Genomic DNA, 14383 nt, shown 5'->3' with positions numbered 1-14383 from the left:
CGTCACCGGGGGCAGCCCCGGGAGGCCAACCCCCCCAAGGAGAAGTCATGAGCAAGGTCTGGTTCATCACCGGTACGTCCCGCGGCATCGGCCGCGCCTTCGCCGAGTCCGCGCTGGAGCGCGGGGACAAGGTCGCCGCGACCGCGAGGAACGCGGCGACGCTGGAGGATCTGGTCACCAAGTACGGCGACGACGCGGTCCTGCCGCTGGCGCTCGACGTCACCGACAAGGCGGCCGTCGCCACCACGGTGGCCGCGGCGCACGAGAAGTTCGGCCGCCTCGACGTCGTGGTCAACAACGCCGGCTACGGACTGTTCGGCATGGTCGAAGAGGTCACCGAGCAGCAGGTGCGCGACCAGATGGAGACGAACTTCTTCGGCGCGTTCTGGGTGACCCAGGCCGTGCTGCCGATCCTGCGCGCGCAGGGCAGCGGCCACATCGTGCAGATCTCGTCCGTCGGCGGCGTCGCCGCCTTCCCGTCGCTGGGCGCGTACCAGGCATCCAAGTGGGCCCTGGAGGGCTTCAGCGACTCCCTCTCCCAGGAGGTCGCCGGCGCGGGTATCAAGGTCACCATTGTCGAGCCGGGCGGCTTCAGCACCGACTGGGCCGGCCCCTCGGCCGCGCGCGCCGAGTCGAACCCCGCCTACGACGCGGTCCGCGAAGCCATGGCGGCCCGCATGGGCGAGGCCCGCCACAGCGAAGCGGGCAACGCCGGCGCCGCCCTGCTGGAGATCGTCGACGCGGAGAACCCGCCGCTGCGTGTGCTGTTCGGGACCGAGCCCATCGAGATCATCGAGCCGCTCTACACCGAGCGGCTCAAGACCTGGGCCGACTGGCAGCACGTCTCCCGGATCGCGCAGGGCTGACCAACCCGTCACAGCCCGACGGCGCGGGACCCGCATCCCGGGTCCGGCGGTTCCACCCCTGGGCCTGGCGGCCCGCCCTCGCCGAGCGTCGAACTCGTTCGACAGTGACCACACATCTCGTTCGACAGTGACCACACATGACGTGGCCCTCGGCACCTCACGCATCAGGAGACACAGCTCATGTCCGCACCTCGGACTCCCCGCACGTTCAGTGCGACCACAACTGCCGCCGAAGTAATCGACGGCGTCGACCTGCACGGCCGCCGCGCCGTGGTCACCGGAGCCAGTTCCGGGATCGGAGTGGAGACGACCCGGGCACTCGCCGCCGCAGGCGCCGACGTCACCCTGGCCGTCCGGAACACCGACGCGGGCGCGCAGGTGGCGGCCCGCCTGGAGGCGGAACTTCCGTCCGGCTCGGGGAAGTTGTCGGTCGGCCGGCTCGATCTGTCCGACCGGTCGACGGTGGCCGCGTTCGTGGCGGCCTGGGACGGCCCGCTGGACATCCTCGTCAACAACGCCGGAGTGATGGCGCCGCCCCGGATCGCCCGCACACCTGACGGCCGGGAATGGCAGTTCGGTGTCAACCACCTGGGCCACTTCGCCCTCACCACCGGCCTCCACCCGGCGCTCGCGGCGGCGGGCGGCGCCCGGGTCGTCGCGGTCAGCTCCATCGGACACCTCTTCTCCCCGGTCGTCTTCGACGACCTCGACTACCGCTATCGCCCCTACGACCCGTGGACCTCCTACGGCCAGTCCAAGACGGCTGTCGTCCACTTCGCCGTGGCCGCCGCCGAACGCTGGGCCGACGACGGGATCACCGTCAACGCCGTGATGCCGGGCAACATCGGCGACACCGGCCTGTCCCGCAACACCGACATGGAAGCGGTGGCCGGGATGATGGCCGCCGGCGAACTCGCCCTGCCGCCGGGCAAGACCGTCCAGCAGGGCGCCGCGACCTCCGTCCTGATGGCCGCTTCCCCGGCCGTGGCCGGCGTCACCGGCCGCTACTACGAGGACTGCGCCGAGGCCGAACCCGTCACCGGACGCGCCGGAGCCACCACCGGTGTCGCCCCCTACGCCCTCGACCGCGACAACGCCGCGCGCCTCTGGGCCGTATCCGCGTCCTTGATCTAGGGCCTCTCGTTTGGATCTTGCCGGGCTCGCGTGCCCTGGCACCGCGCCTCGCCGCGTTGTCGTCACTCCACGACGCTCCGCGTCGCCTCACTCCTCCGCCTTGCGATCCACGGCACCAGACCCCGCTCCCTGATCCGGCCTGATCCAAACGAAAGACCCTAGATGAGTAAGTCCGAAGTAGCGTCGCGGCGTCAGGCACGGGCACTTCCGGCACGGGTAACGACACGTCCGAACCGACCTGGAATGAGTGAGAAATGACCGATCTGACAGGCAAAACAGCCCTGATCACAGGCTCTGCGCGAGGTCTCGGCAAAGCGATCGCGCTGCGTTACGCGAGCCGCGGTGCCAACATCGTCGTGAACTACGCCGCCAACCGGGAGGCAGCGGACGCCACGGTCGCGGAGATCGAGCAGCTGGGCGTCAAAACGCTCTCCCTGCGGGCCGACATGTCCAAGGTGTCCGACATCGAGCAGCTCTTCGCCCAGGCCCTTGAGCGATTCGGGCAGATCGACATCGCCGTCGCGAACGCGGGCATCGAGCTGATCGGCGTTCCCTTCGTCGAGATCACCGAGGATCAGTTCGACCGGCAGTTCGCCATCAACACCAAGGGCACCTTCTTCACCCTTCAGGCAGCGGCCCGTCACGTCGTCGACAACGGCCGGATCATCTACATCAGTTCGAGCACGACGGCCCTTCCGTTCGCCGGTGAGGCGCTGTACGGATCGAGCAAGGTGGCGCCGCATTACGTCGTGGGGGTGCTGGCGCAGGAGCTCGCTGACCGGGGCGTCACCGTCAACACCATCATGCCGACGGCGATCGAAGGCGCGGGCGTCTTCACCGCGGCCGACCCGGATCACCCGATCCGGCAGTTCGTCACCGGCGGGCCCGGACGTATCGGCCGGCGGATGGGGACCGTGGACGACGTCGCCGACGCAGCCGAGTACCTGGCCTCGGACCTGGCCGGCTGGGTCAGCGGGCAGGGACTGATAGTGGCCGGTGGCGCGTTGCAGTGACCGCGTCGGGCTCGGCGGCGACGCGCCGAGCGGTTTCGCCGGCAGTTCGCCGGACGCACCGGCTTTCGTATCGCGGTTCCCGGGTCCCGTACGGCCACGGCGCTTCGGATTCATACCCGGGCGGTATCGCTGCCAGCGCTCTTTCGATGGTGGTCCCCTCGCCGGGGTCCGAGGCGGCATGCAGCATGGTTCGTATGAGTGAACAGACGATTGCGCTGGTCACCGGCGCGAACAAGGGAATCGGCTACGAGATCGCCGCGGGCCTGGGCGCCCTCGGCTGGAGCGTCGGCGTCGGCGCCCGCGACGATCAGCGCCGTACGGCGGCGGTGGAGCGACTGCGCGCGGTCGGCGCCGACGCGTTCGGCGTACCGCTGGACGTGACCGACGACGCGAGCGCGACCGCCGCCGCACGGCTGATCGAGGAACAGGCCGGGCGCCTCGACGTACTCGTCAACAACGCCGGCATCACCGGCGGCATGCCGCAGGAGCCCACCCGGGTCGACCCCGCCACCATCCGGACGGTCGTGGAGACCAACGTGATCGGCGTCATCCGTGTCACCAACGCGATGCTGCCGCTGCTGCGCCGCTCCGCCTCACCCCGGATCGTGAACATGTCCAGCAGCGTCGGCTCCCTCACCCGGCAGTCGGGAACCGACCCTGAGCAGACGGTGGGTCCGGTGTCCGCGGCGTACTCGCCGTCGAAGACGTTCCTGAACGCCGTCACCCTCCAGTACGTCCGGGAGCTGAGCGGCACGGACATCCTGATCAATGCCTGCTGCCCCGGCTATGTCGCGACCGACCTCAACGACTTCCACGGCGTGCGCACCCCCGAACAGGGCGCGGCGATCGCCGTCAGACTCGCGACCCTGCCCGACGACGGCCCGACCGGCAGGTTCTTCGAGGACGCCGGCGAAGTGCCCTGGTGATGTGCACGGCGGTCATCACCCGGATTCGTGAGCAGCGCGCCCGGCACGGATTGCCCTGCTCAGGGCGTGGCGCTCACATCGTCCCTCTCCTCGGCCCGGTCGGGGCTGTCGGTCAACCGTGCCTTGCGGCCCAGGGACAGGAATTGCTCCTCGAGCAGGAGTAACAGTGCGGCGACCGTCATCAGGCCGCCGATCAGGAACATGCCGCGCACGTCGAAGAAGGGGAGCAGCAGGCCGCCCGCGAGGGCGCCCACGGCCACTCCCGAGTTGTAGGCGGCACCGTTCGCGGCGATGGCCGTTTCCGTGCGGCCCGGCGCGAAGTGCATGACGCGGCTCTGCGTGGCCATGAAGATGGGGCCCAGCGACGCGCCGAGGAACACGATCATGACTACCGCCACGGTCGGTGAATCACCCGTCATGTACAGGCCGAGCAGCGCCACTGCCTGCGTCGTCACGGGGAGGGTGAGGGTCGCCCGCGGAAAGCGGTCGAGGAGTCGCCCGTACACCGTCACGCCGATGATGCCGGTGATGCCGAGGACGAGGAGCAGGGTGCTGACGGAGGACTCACTGAACCCGGCTTCGTCCACGAGGAAGTCGGAGATGTAGGTGAACCCGGCGAAGGCGCCGGTGACCGTGAGCCCGGTGACGGTCAGCACGACCGCGAACCGGCGGGTGTCCGGCACGACGCCGCGCACGGCGTGCCCCTCTTCCGGGCGGGACGTCGGCAACAAGGTGGCGATGACGACGAAGGAGGGGATGGCGAGCGCGCCGACCACCAGGAACGGGACCTGCCAGCTGGTGTGCTGGCCCAGCCAGGCGCCGCCGGGCACCCCGAGGACGAGGGCGAGCGAACCGCCCACGGACAGCGCTCCGATGACGCGACCGCGGACGTGCGGGGGAAACAGGCCGACCGCGACCGGCCCCATCACCGCCCAGAACAGCGCCTGGGCGACCGCGGTGATCACCCGGCTGGACAGCAGCACCCAGTACGAGGAGACCAGGGCTGCCGCGACGCTCGCCAGGAGCAGCGCGGCCAGCAGGGCGCAGAGAACGAGGCGACGGGGGACCGAGTGGGTCACCTTGGCGATCGGCACCGAAACGAGGGCCACGGTAAGGCCGTAGCCGGACACCAGCAGACCGACGGCCGACAGCGACTGGCCCAGGTCGTCCGAGATCAGCTTGAGGATGCCGATCGGCAGGTTCTCGGTGGTGTTGAAGGCGAACGCGCCCAGCATGAGCGCACCGACCACGGCCACACCACGCCGGTTCGTCGGCTTCTCCGTTGCCATCCGTCCTCCATGTTCACAGCGAGTGCACCAAAACGCGATATAGCCCTTTCCCTTCAAAAGGGAGCGGTTCAGGGAAGTATGAGTGAGTTTTGGGAGATTGGGAAGAACGGCCGTAGGCCAGCCTAAACTCTCGTTGGTGAGAAGTGGCCGAAGCGCTTCGGTTTGGCTGATTCATATCGGGCGGCCGATTGATGGCAAAAGGCCGGTTGACGCATGGATGAGGGGCTGCTTACTCTTGCATGCCGTGACGTTGGCACATGCTTCCGCTGGATCCTGGGTGTTCCATTGGGTGGCATGTTGGATTCAGGGTGCAGTTGTTTCCCGCCTCTCCCGTCCCCTTCCGTCCATGTGATATGGCGTCGATTTAAGCACAGCGTCCCCGCAAGGAGTGAACGTTGCTTAGTCGCGAGAGAACAGAATTTCCGTTACTTGCTCCGCAGTTGCGCACCTGGGCAGCTCAATGGGAAGACTTGGGCAACCCCGTTTACTGTATTTGCGACTACCTCGAAATCCGGGGACGAGTCGATCTTGCTCTGATGAATGCCGCGCATGAGCACGTCGAGCGAGAAGCCGAGGCGCTGCGCATAGGTATCGTCACTTCGGAGGGCGAACACCGTCAGTTCCTGCGCGACGATACGGCCCCGCTGACCTTCCTGGATCTGAGCGCGGAATCCGTACCGGAAGCGGCAGCGAAGTCCTGGATGGAATCCGACGCCCACCGTCCGGTGGACCCGCTCCGGTTGTGTACCGCAGCGCTCATCAAAGTCGCCGACGAGCACTTCCTCTTGTACCGGCGGGTGCACCACGCCGTCGTCGACGGCTACAGTCTCGCGCTCGTCTTCAACCGCACCGCCGCTGTGTACACCGCGCTCGCCCGAGGACTCCCGCCCGGTGAGGGCGGATTTCCCCCGTACGCACGACTGCTGGAGAGCGAGGCGGCCTACCGGGACGGAAAGAGCCGCGCCCGCGACCGGGAGCACTGGCTGCGGAAAATGGCCGACCATCCGGAGCCGGAGAGCCTCGCCGGCCGGAAGGCGGGGCTCGCCATCGGGCGCCGCCGCACCGCCGAACTCACGCCGGACACCGTCGGACGCCTGGAGCGCGCGGCGGGTGGTCTCGGGGCGACCTGGTCCGACCTGGTCGTCAGCGCCGTGGCGGCGTACGTGGCCCGCACCACGGGCGCCGGTGAGCTGCTGATCGGCCTGCCCACCAGCGGCCGCCTGAGCCCGCAGGTGCGCCACGTACCCGGCATGACGATCAACATCCTGCCGCTGCGTCTCACCGTGGACACCGCGTCCCCGCTCGACGTGTTCACGCGGAAGGTGTCGCTGGAGGTGCGGGAAGTGCTGTTGCATTCCCGCTATCCCACCGCCGAGATTTCCCGTGAGATCGTGGAGAAGGGCGGCGGGGCGCGGCTGTGGGGACCGATGGTCAACGTCATGAAGTTCGACTACAAGTTGGACTTCGCCGGGTCCCAGGCCGTCATGCGCACCATGTCGATTCCCCTCACCGTCGACCTGACTGTGTACTTTTTCCAGACCTCGGCCGACGGCACGACCGAAGTCATTCTCGACGCGCACCCCGAGCTCTACAGCCCGCAGGAAACAGACCGGCACATGGACGGTTTGCTCTCCCTGCTGCACGCGCTCGAGACGGCCGACCCGAACCTCGCCGTCGGTGACATCCCGGCCTGATCTTTCGTCCGTGAAAGCACGGCGGCACACCAGCTGTATTCCACGCACCAGCGACACGGCACGTCGGCCGACGGCGTGCCGCTGCGTCGCCATACCCCGAAACGACCACCGGGAAGCGGTACTGGAAAGTTACCGGGAAAGCGAGGGAACGCCGATGGATCTGGCAGCGGATGGTGCCGTCGAATCGGCCTTACCGAATCCCCAGGAGGCGGCCGAACTCAGAGCGGCGCTGAAACATCTGCGCGCGCAGCCCCGGGGGTGGGTGTTCTCTTGTAAATTCGCCCTCTGTGTGCTGCTCACCGCGGTCGGAGTCGGCGTGGTGCTGCAGCCCGAGTGGTGGTGCCGTGTCACCGGTGTCGTACTGATCGGATGCATGTTCGCGCACGCCGCGGAACTCCAGCACGAGACACTGCACAATCTCGCCTACCGCAGCCGCCGGGCGAACGCGGTGGCCGGGATCGTCCTCGGCCTGCCGATGCTCATTTCCTTCGCGGCCTACAAGGCGGCGCACCTGCGCCACCATCGTGACTTGGGCACCTCCATGAATCGGGAGTTCTTCGACTACGGCGACCAGTACGGTGTCGAGGAACGCTCGAAATTCGGCACTTTCGTCGACTGGACCGTGCGGTTCACCATGGTTCACCACTACGTACTCTTCGTGGCGAATCTCGGCCGCTCCCTGATCGTCTCGGACTTCGGCGGGGAAAGTGCGCGGGTCTCACGCCGTATACGCCGCGACCACTGCCTCGCGTTCGCCATGCTGCTCACGCTTTCCGTGCTGTCCTGGTCGCTGGAGTCAGGGGTCATCGTGTGGGTGTGGCTCCTCCCGCTCGCCCTTGTGGCGGGACCGGTGCACGCTCTCATCGAAGTGCCGGAGCACTATGGCTGCGAAACCCTGAACCGTGACCCGTTCGCCAATACCCGGACCATTCGCTCCAATCGCATCCTGACGTGGTTCACCAACAGCAACAACTTCCATGTCGAGCACCACCTGATGCCCAATCTTCCGCTGGAGCGGCTGCCGGATCTGCACTCCGAGGTCCGGGACCGTATTCGCTACTTCAACCGCGGCTATCTCGAGTATTTCGGAAAGCTGTTGCAGAGGAGGAGCAGGTGAACGTGACGTTCCGACTGGCGCGCACCGAGGCCGACAAGGCCCACGTGCTGCGGCTCCGCCAGGCAGTGTATGTCGGCGACCAGGGCCGGCTCGCCGACGCCGGGGACACGGCCGCGACCTTCGACCGCTTCGATCCCTATGCCGAGTACATCGTCGGATACGACGGGGGAAGGCCGGTGGGCACCGTCAAAGTCGTTCCCGACACGGCGGTCGGTCTGCCCTGCGACGACAGCGTGGACCTCGCCGGACTCCGCAGGGGAAACCGGCTCGTGGAATTCGGGCACTTGATGACCCTGCCGGACGTACGCCACCGCGAAATAGGCATGGCGCTGATGCGTGAAGCCGTGATCCACAGCGCCCGGAAGCACGACGTGACGCACATCCTGGGCGACTTCTTCGTGGACGACTCGGAAGGGCTGCGCGGCTTCTACAAGGAAATCGGCTTCGCCGCCCTGCACGAGCCGTACGAGGACATTCGTTTCAAGGGATCGCCCCTCAGCCTTGTCGCGGCCCTCGACGTCGCCGACGCGGTGAGCCGGGCCCGCACGCCGGAAGGAAAGAAGAGCCGTCTGCTGCGGTACTTCTTCGGCGACTACGACAGCTACAAACGGGGGGAGGCGGCGGATGCGGACACGGCGGCAGTTCCTCGCTGAGGCGAAGGCGGCCCATAATCACCCGGCCTACGCCAAAATGGCGTTCGTCATGGGCTGCGGCGTCCAGGGAAAGGGCGAGGGCAGCCGGGTCCTGGATGACGAAGGCACTTCGTACCTCGCGCTGTTCGATCAGTACGGCAATCAGTCCTTCGGCTACTCCCACCCACGGATCGTCGCCGCTTTGCGCGAACAGCTCGACACCGGCGTCCTCAACAGCACCAAGATCATGTTCGAGGAGGTGCAGATCCGGCTCTCCGAGCGGCTCGCGCAGGCCACCGGGCAGCGCCTGCCGTACTCGTACCTGGCCAACGGCGGCGGCGAGACCATCGACAACGCGCTCAAGCTGGCCCGCGCGGCTACCGGCCGCCCTGGTGTGATCAGTGCCCGTGGCTGCTTCCACGGCAAGACCTTCGCCACTCTCAGCGCCTCCGACCGGCCCGAACACCGCGCGCTGCTCGGCCCGTTCATGGAGCACTTCCGGCAGGTCGACTTCGGCGACGTGGACCAACTCGCCGCGGCGCTCGACGACACGGTCGCCGCCGTACTCCTGGAGCCCGTGCAGGCCGAGGCGGGGGTGATCGTGCCGCCGCCCGGCTATCTCCAGGAGGTACGCGAGCTGTGCACCGAGGCGGGCGCGCTGCTCATCCTGGACGAGATGCAGACGGCGTTCGGCCGCTGCGGCGCCTTCTTCGCCCACGATCGGTTCGGCATCACCCCGGACATGGTGTGCGTGGGCAAGGCGTTCGGTGGCGGGGTGCTCCCGCTGTCGGCGGTGCTCGGTACGGAGCGGGTCTGGGAGGTTCTGCGGGTGCTGCCCTCGACCTTCGGGTCCAGCCTGGGCGGCAACCCGCTGTCCTGCCGGGTCGGCCTCGAGGCCATCGCGATCGCGTCCGACGAGGCGTTCCTCACCGGAGTCGAGGAGAGATCGCTGCGGATCGACGAGCGGCTGACCGCGGCGGCGGCGAACTTTCCCGGGCTCATCGCCGAGCACCGCGGCCTGGGCATGATGCACGGCCTGGAGTTCACCGACGGGGCGACGGCCGGGCTCGTCCTCGGCCGGCTCCTCGAAGAGGGAGTCACCTCCACGTACTCGCTCTACAACCCGAGCGTCCTGCGTGTACAGCCACCCATGGTCGTCTCCGAGGACGACCTCGACCACGGCCTGTCCGTACTCGAAGGGATCCTCACGGAGACCGACGGCCACCGGAGGAGCCGTACCTCCGCACGCGACGGGGCCGCGGCCTCCGCGCATGGCGGTGAGCCCACAGCCGAGTTGTCCCCGGTGACCCGGACCGTCACGCTGCCGTACCCGGCCGGGCGCGTCCTGGACCTGCTGCGGTCCCGGCCCCGTCTGCTCGACCCCTTCGCGGCGGACCCCACGGCGCCCTCGGCACCGGGTCACGAACCGGAGTTCGCCGGGCGGCTCGGCGGCGACGCGGTGGTGTGGGCGGACCGCGCCGAACTCCTCGACGACGGCGTGCGGCTGTCCGCGGATCCCGGCTGGCTGTGGCACACCCTTGAACGCCGCATGACGGTCACGCCCGGCGACGGCGGCAGCCACCTTGAGGTCCGCGTTGCCTGGCACACCGACAGCGGGGCGTACGAGGACATGCTCGGTGGCCGGATCGGGTTCCTCGCGGGCGAGCGGCTCGCCGGGCTCATTCCCGCGCTGGAGTCCGCGCTGGAGTCCGCGCCGGGGGCCGCGCCGGCGGAACCCGACGGTCGCCCCCAGACGGCACACGCCCCTCGACAGCACGTGGCATAGGCACGTCCATCGCACTCGGAAAGGAAGTCGGCCGACAGGTGAGCATCAACCTCGCGGGCCTCTTGGACCGCTCCAGCAACCACACCACCGCCCGTGTCGTGGAGATCGACATCACCGGCAAGCGGCGCGAACTCACACACAGCGAGCTGACGGAGCTTGCGCGTACCCGGGCGCGGCAGCTGACAGCCGCGGGCGTGCGCCCCGGCCACCTCATCGGTATCCGCGCGGCCAACAGCCTCGACTGGCTCGCCTGGGACCTGGCGGCCCTGGCCACGGGTGCCCGGCTGAAGGCGTTCGCCGACACCACGGAGATCCCCGACCCGGACGACTTCGTCGCGCGGCACCGTCTCGCCCTGCTGATAGCCGACGTGCCCGCGACCACCCCCGCCGTCTTCCGGCCCGACGGTGCCCCGGGCCCGGATGCCGTGCCGCCCACCGCCACCGTCGTCGAGACCGACGATGTCCACAGTCTGGTCTACTCCTCAGGCACGTCCGGCCGCCTCAAAGGCCTGGAGATCAGCGTCAAGGGCACCGAGTACGTCATCAACCGCTTCATGAGCGACTTCGGCGTGACCGGTCGCGACCGGCACCTGATCTTCCTGCCACTCGCCAACTATCAGCAGCGGCTGTCCGTCTACCTGTGCCTGTGGCTCGGTGCGGACCTGGTGCTCGCCTCGTACCAGCGGGTCTTCCAGGCGGTGCGCAAGGAGAGCCCGACGTTCCTGATCGGACCACCCGTCTTCTACGACACCACGCTCCAGCTCTACATGAAGAGCGGAGGCGCGGCCTCGCTCGCCGACTTCCTGGGCGGGCGCATCCGTTTCCTGATCACGGGCATGGCTCCGATCCGCCGTCAGACCCTGGACGCGTTCCGGGAGCGGGACGTCACCCTGCTGGAGGTGTACGGCCTGACCGAGACCGGCATGGTCGCCTGGAACACCCCGGACGAGAACCGCCCCGGCACCGTCGGCCGCCTCATCGACCCGGACGCGGTGACCTTCCTCGACGACGGCGAAGTGCTGATCAACCGTCCGGCCCCGCTCGGGCGCGGCTACTTCGACACCGACGGCGACCCGTCCGCCGCGGAGATCTTCCAGCCGGACGGCACGATTCTGACCGGCGACTACGGTCGCCTCGACCCGGACGGGTTCCTGACTCTGCTCGGGCGGAAGAAGGACGTCATCGCGCTCGGCAGTGGCCGCAAGGTGCACCCGGCCGAGATCGAGGCCGCGTTCACCGGCATCGACGGCGTCTCGGAGATCATCGTGGTCCCGACCCCGCAGTCCAACCGGCTCGGCGCCATCGTCACCGCGACCGACCCGGCGGACACCGTGCTGCGCGACCACATCAGGAAGCGGATCGAGGAGACCAACGCGACGCTCGACGCCCACGAACGCGTGATGTCCCTGGTCTTCTCCGACACGCCGCTTCGGTCCGACCCGGTGTTCATGACCGCGAACATGAAGCTCAGCCGGGGCCTCGCGGCAGCGCGCTTCGCGGAGGCGGTCGGGACAGAGTCCGCTTCCGGCGAGATCGCCGCGGGCGCGCGGGCTTCGGGCGCGCGGGCTTCGGACGCGCGAGCTTCGGGCGCGCCGGCTCCGGACACGGTGGCGCCCACCGACTCCGGTTCGGGGCGCTGATGAGGACGGCCCCCGAAAGCGTGTCGAGCACCGGACGCGACCCGTCGCCGCCGCCCGTCGTCGACGCGCAGGTGCAGCTCGGCAGCCAACTGGCCATCCCCCGGGACTTCCTGGAGTACCAGGCGGACAACGCCCACCACCGCATGACCTCCTACGGCCACTCGGTGCGGCGCGAGCGCATGCTGGACCGGGTGCTGTCCGTCCACCAGGACGACGACGCCGACCGGCTCGTCGCGGAGATGGACGAGGCAGGGGTCGACCAGGCGTTCCTGGTGATCCCGGACTACTCGCACGTGGCGCGCTGCGCCCTGACGCCGCCCGAGCTCGCCGGGCACATCGACAAGGTGAGCCGCCGGCACGCGGGCCGTTTCAAGGTTTTCTGGGGCGTCGACCCGCGCGGCGGGCAGGACGGCATCGACCTGTTCGAGCGGTGCGTCACCGAGTACGGCTTCGCCGGGCTCAAGTTGTATCCGCTGTGCGGCTACTCGCCGAGCGACCGCCGCCTGTATCCGTACTTCGAGGTCTGCGCGCTCCACGGCCTGCCCGTGCTGAGCCACACCGGGCCGGGCTGGGGCCGGCTGGAGTTCGAGTACGGCACCCCGCTGCTGCTCGACACGGCGGCGCGCGACTTCCCGCAGGTGAACTTCATCCTCGGGCACGGCGGGGTCACTCATGTCGAAGAGGCGACCTACATGTGCTCGCACCGGCCCAACGTGTACCTGGACATCAGTCAGTTCCACTCCGTTCTGGCGGCGGACGGCCGGCAGGCGCACCTCAACCGCCTGTTCCGCCTGGGCATCAGCCACAAGATCCTCTTCGGTACCTGCTGGCCCTCGTACCGGCTCTCGGAGTCGCTGACCGGACTGGTGAGCGACTTCGCCGAGGGGCAGCCCGCGGTGGCCGGGCTGAGGGAACCGGACCGGCGCATGATCATGGGCGGCAACAGCCTGCGCCTGGTCGCCCGAGCGCCGAAGAGCACCACGGTGAACGTCACCGACACAGACCGGGGAGGCCGGGTATGAGCACGGACGTCGCAGCGCTGGAGAGACTGATGGTCGAGTGGGTCGAGCGGTGGATCGAGGGGGAGGCGCACACGCCGGTCGACGCGACGACCAACCTCAGCCACACCGGGCTCCTCGACTCCATGGCGGTCGTCGGCCTCATCTCGTACCTGGAGGAACAGGCCGACGCCGAGTTCGACTTCGCGACGTACGACCCCCTGTCCGGGGTCAGCGTCCAGAGTCTGATCAAGCACTGCGTCGGATGACCACGGTCTACGACGGTCACTGCCACGTGGCATCGACCCACTTCATTCCGCGGGCCTTCGTGGAGGACGTGGCGAGCAACGTGTGCGGCCGCCTCGGCTCCATGGGGGCGGCCCCGCGTCCCGACCGCGTGGCCGCCGGCATGGTGGCCCAGCAGGAGGACCACTTGGCCGACGGCCTGGTCAAGGAGATGGACGCGGCCGGGATCGACCGTTCGGTGCTGCTCGTGCCCGACTTCGGCCTGCGGATGTCCGGCACGCTGGAGCCCGCGGAGGCGGCACGCCGCCACCACGAGATCCGGCTGCGCCACCCCGGCCGTTTCTGGGTCTACATCGGCGTCGACCCGCGGCGCGGACCCGAGGGCGTACAGGCCTTCGAGCACATGGCCGACGCCTACGGCCTGGACGGCGTGAAGCTCTATCCGCCGTGCGGCTACTCGCCGTCGGACCCGGGCCTGTACCCGTACTACGAGATCTGCGCGGCCCGCCGCCTGCCCGTGCTCGTGCACACGGGTCCCACCGCCCGCAGCCTCGACTACGAACCGGCGCACCCGCTGCGCGTCGACAAGGCCGCGCGGGACTTCCCGCGGGTGAACTTCATCCTCGGGCACGGCGGGCTCATCCACGTCGACACGTGCGCCTACCTGGCGGCGTACCGGCCCAACGTGTACCTGGACACCGGGGGTTTCGCGAGCGGGCCGAGCCTGCCCTCCTGGCCCGAGCACCTGAACCGGCTGTTCCGGCTGGGCATCAACCACAAGATCATCTTCGGTACGGACTGGCCGCTCGGCCGCCTGAACGGGCTCAAGCTGCTGATGGCGGAGGTCCTGGACGGTGCGACGGTGCTCGCCGGAGTGTCACGGAAGGACCGGTCACTGCTGCTGCACGAGAACCTGCTCCGTGTCCTGGCGCCGCGCAGCCGCCCTGTGGCGTGAGACCACGAGGCACATACGAGCCACGAGGCACATACGAGCCACGAGCCACGAGCCACGAGGCACGCACGAGCCACGAGGCACACACGC

General features: G+C 68.7%; 13 protein-coding genes. 12 read left to right on the top strand and 1 reads right to left on the bottom strand.

Annotated elements, in window-relative coordinates:
• Positions 1-47: 47 nt before the first annotated feature.
• The 4 genes from ACIQD6_RS14530 to ACIQD6_RS14515 all read left to right on the top strand — a co-directional run bounded on the left by ACIQD6_RS14530 (position 48) and on the right by ACIQD6_RS14515 (position 3939).
• On the top strand, positions 48-866 hold the full coding sequence (locus ACIQD6_RS14530) for an SDR family NAD(P)-dependent oxidoreductase (protein ID WP_401881936.1): 819 nt from the start codon (positions 48-50) through the stop codon (positions 864-866).
• A 180-nt stretch (positions 867-1046) separates the two neighbouring features.
• The gene (locus ACIQD6_RS14525) at positions 1047-2000 is read left to right on the top strand and encodes an SDR family NAD(P)-dependent oxidoreductase (protein WP_401881933.1); all 954 of its coding nucleotides are present in this window, start codon (positions 1047-1049) and stop codon (positions 1998-2000) included.
• A gap of 254 nt (positions 2001-2254) precedes the next feature.
• Entirely contained in the window at positions 2255-3013 is a 759-nt protein-coding gene (locus tag ACIQD6_RS14520; protein WP_401881931.1) for an SDR family oxidoreductase, read from the top strand.
• A 194-nt stretch (positions 3014-3207) separates the two neighbouring features.
• Positions 3208-3939 carry an SDR family NAD(P)-dependent oxidoreductase gene (locus tag ACIQD6_RS14515; protein WP_401881928.1) on the top strand — a complete coding sequence of 244 codons (732 nt, stop codon included), beginning with the start codon at positions 3208-3210 and terminating at the stop codon, positions 3937-3939.
• 59 nt (positions 3940-3998) lie between these two features.
• On the opposite strand, the gene ACIQD6_RS14510 is transcribed toward ACIQD6_RS14515, so the two are convergent.
• A complete protein-coding gene (locus tag ACIQD6_RS14510) occupies positions 3999-5228 on the bottom strand; it encodes an MFS transporter (RefSeq protein ID WP_401881926.1) in 1230 nt (409 codons plus the stop codon).
• A 395-nt stretch (positions 5229-5623) separates the two neighbouring features.
• Between ACIQD6_RS14510 and ACIQD6_RS14505 the strand changes: the two genes are divergently transcribed.
• From ACIQD6_RS14505 to ACIQD6_RS14470, 8 genes are all read left to right on the top strand, one after another.
• Complete coding sequence (locus ACIQD6_RS14505; protein ID WP_401881923.1) at positions 5624-6922, top strand: condensation domain-containing protein; 1299 nt, start codon at positions 5624-5626, stop codon at positions 6920-6922.
• 154 nt (positions 6923-7076) lie between these two features.
• Positions 7077-8039, top strand: coding sequence for a fatty acid desaturase family protein (locus ACIQD6_RS14500; RefSeq protein ID WP_401881920.1), 963 nt, complete (start codon positions 7077-7079; stop codon positions 8037-8039).
• Entirely contained in the window at positions 8036-8692 is a 657-nt protein-coding gene (locus ACIQD6_RS14495; protein ID WP_401881917.1) for a GNAT family N-acetyltransferase, read from the top strand. Before ACIQD6_RS14500 ends, ACIQD6_RS14495 begins: the two co-directional genes overlap by 4 nt.
• On the top strand, positions 8664-10457 hold the full coding sequence (locus ACIQD6_RS14490; RefSeq protein WP_401881914.1) for an aspartate aminotransferase family protein: 1794 nt from the start codon (positions 8664-8666) through the stop codon (positions 10455-10457). The genes ACIQD6_RS14495 and ACIQD6_RS14490 overlap by 29 nt, the downstream gene beginning before the upstream one ends.
• Before the next feature lie 38 nt (positions 10458-10495).
• Entirely contained in the window at positions 10496-12097 is a 1602-nt protein-coding gene (locus tag ACIQD6_RS14485) for an AMP-binding protein (RefSeq protein ID WP_401881912.1), read from the top strand.
• Between the two features lie 20 nt (positions 12098-12117).
• Positions 12118-13119 (top strand): amidohydrolase family protein, encoded by a 1002-nt coding sequence (locus tag ACIQD6_RS14480; protein ID WP_401881909.1) that lies wholly within the window; start codon positions 12118-12120, stop codon positions 13117-13119.
• The gene (locus ACIQD6_RS14475; protein ID WP_401881908.1) at positions 13116-13364 is read left to right on the top strand and encodes a hypothetical protein; all 249 of its coding nucleotides are present in this window, start codon (positions 13116-13118) and stop codon (positions 13362-13364) included. The genes ACIQD6_RS14480 and ACIQD6_RS14475 overlap by 4 nt, the downstream gene beginning before the upstream one ends.
• Positions 13361-14296: an amidohydrolase family protein gene (locus tag ACIQD6_RS14470; RefSeq protein WP_401881906.1), complete on the top strand. Its 936-nt coding sequence runs from the start codon at positions 13361-13363 to the stop codon at positions 14294-14296. The genes ACIQD6_RS14475 and ACIQD6_RS14470 overlap by 4 nt, the downstream gene beginning before the upstream one ends.
• The last annotated feature ends 87 nt before the right edge of the window (positions 14297-14383 follow it).

The organism is Streptomyces sp. NPDC088400, from assembly GCF_044753355.1.
Lineage (GTDB): Bacteria > Actinomycetota > Actinomycetes > Streptomycetales > Streptomycetaceae > Streptomyces.
Note: the sequence above shows the minus strand (reverse complement) of the source record. Positions and strands in the feature narration are given on the sequence as shown.

Coding starts and splice junctions, on each gene's coding strand:
- ACIQD6_RS14470 (WP_401881906.1), top strand. CDS start 13,361: ATGACCACGGTCTACGACGGTCACTGCCACGTGGCATCGACCCACTTC.
- ACIQD6_RS14520 (WP_401881931.1), top strand. CDS start 2,255: ATGACCGATCTGACAGGCAAAACAGCCCTGATCACAGGCTCTGCGCGA.
- ACIQD6_RS14510 (WP_401881926.1), bottom strand. CDS start 5,228: ATGGCAACGGAGAAGCCGACGAACCGGCGTGGTGTGGCCGTGGTCGGT.
- ACIQD6_RS14530 (WP_401881936.1), top strand. CDS start 48: ATGAGCAAGGTCTGGTTCATCACCGGTACGTCCCGCGGCATCGGCCGC.
- ACIQD6_RS14500 (WP_401881920.1), top strand. CDS start 7,077: ATGGATCTGGCAGCGGATGGTGCCGTCGAATCGGCCTTACCGAATCCC.
- ACIQD6_RS14490 (WP_401881914.1), top strand. CDS start 8,664: ATGCGGACACGGCGGCAGTTCCTCGCTGAGGCGAAGGCGGCCCATAAT.
- ACIQD6_RS14525 (WP_401881933.1), top strand. CDS start 1,047: ATGTCCGCACCTCGGACTCCCCGCACGTTCAGTGCGACCACAACTGCC.
- ACIQD6_RS14515 (WP_401881928.1), top strand. CDS start 3,208: ATGAGTGAACAGACGATTGCGCTGGTCACCGGCGCGAACAAGGGAATC.
- ACIQD6_RS14475 (WP_401881908.1), top strand. CDS start 13,116: ATGAGCACGGACGTCGCAGCGCTGGAGAGACTGATGGTCGAGTGGGTC.